A 1035-nucleotide genomic window follows, 5' to 3' on the forward strand; every position below is an offset into this window, starting at 1 on the left:
GCGATGCAGCGGGCGAGGCCGATCAGGATCAGGCCGGTCATGTATTCAGGGCTGTCGCGCAGGAAGGTCACGGCGAGGGCGAACATCAGGACCGGGCCGATAAACCAGTTCTGCACCAGCGACAGAACCAGGACGCGCTTGTCGGCGAAGACCTGGTGCAGCTCCTCGTAGCGGACCTTGGCCAGCGGCGGATACATCATCAGGATCAGCCCGATGGCAATCGGGATATTGGTCGAGCCGACCGACATCCCATGAAGGGCGTCCGGCAGGCCCGTGAACATCGTCCCGAGCGCGATGCCAAGCGCCATGGCCGCAAAGATCCAGAGCGTCAGGTATCGGTCGAGAAAGGAAAGCCGGGTGGCCGGGCGATGGGCGGTCATGGCAATGTCCCTTGGTCAGGCAGAGCGGGTGCGGTTGCCCTGGGCATCCACGACCTGTTCGCCGTCTTCCTTGCTGAAGGCGGATTTCTGGGGCGGAAGCAGATCCAGAACCTGTTCCGAAGGACGGCAGAGCCGCACGCCTTTCGGGCTGACCACGATGGGCCGGTTGATCAGGACCGGATGGGCCATCATCGCATCGAGCAGCGCTTCATCGGACAGGGACGGGTCGCCCAGGCCAAGCCCGCCGTAGGGCGTGCCCTTCTCGCGCAGCAGGTCGCGGGGCGTGATCCCCATGCGGGCGATCAGCTGTTCCAGCATGGCGCGTGAGGGAGGCGTCTTCAGATACTCGATCACATGCGGCTCGATCTCGGCATTGCGGATCATCGCCAGCGTGTTGCGCGAGGTGCCGCAGTCCGGGTTATGGTAGATGACGACATCCATGCTCAGGCGCTTTCGGTCAGGATGGGATCGCAGGCACAGTTCAGCGCCGCAACGGCGGGTGCGCAAATCTCGGGGTGGCCCTGGCAGCAATCCTTCAAAAGGAAGCCGACAAGCCCGGCCAAGGCGGAATAGACGGCGCTGTAGATGATGAAACGCCCGTCGCGGCGGGACTGAATCAGCCCGGCATGTTCGAGATGGGTCAGATGGAAGGACA

3 protein-coding genes are annotated in these 1035 nt (G+C 63.6%); all 3 read right to left on the minus strand.

The features are described from left to right. Positions 1-380, minus strand: a 380-nt coding sequence (locus tag ACTJI6_RS24055; protein ID WP_440804286.1) for an arsenic resistance protein, incomplete at its 3' end; no start/stop codon positions are given. A gap of 15 nt (positions 381-395) precedes the next feature. Further along, positions 396-821 (minus strand): arsenate reductase (glutaredoxin), encoded by a 426-nt coding sequence (gene arsC / locus ACTJI6_RS24060; protein WP_440804288.1) that lies wholly within the window; start codon positions 819-821, stop codon positions 396-398. A gap of 2 nt (positions 822-823) precedes the next feature. After that, positions 824-1035 (minus strand): ArsR/SmtB family transcription factor (locus tag ACTJI6_RS24065; protein ID WP_440804290.1); only part of this gene is annotated, 212 nt, incomplete at its 5' end.

The organism is Paracoccus sp. 22332, from assembly GCF_052045125.1.
GTDB classification, from domain to species: Bacteria; Pseudomonadota; Alphaproteobacteria; order Rhodobacterales; family Rhodobacteraceae; genus Paracoccus; species Paracoccus haematequi_A.

Excerpts from the sequence above, each read along its gene's own strand:
- arsC (WP_440804288.1), bottom strand. The coding sequence starts at position 821 with ATGGATGTCGTCATCTACCATAACCCGGACTGCGGCACCTCGCGCAAC.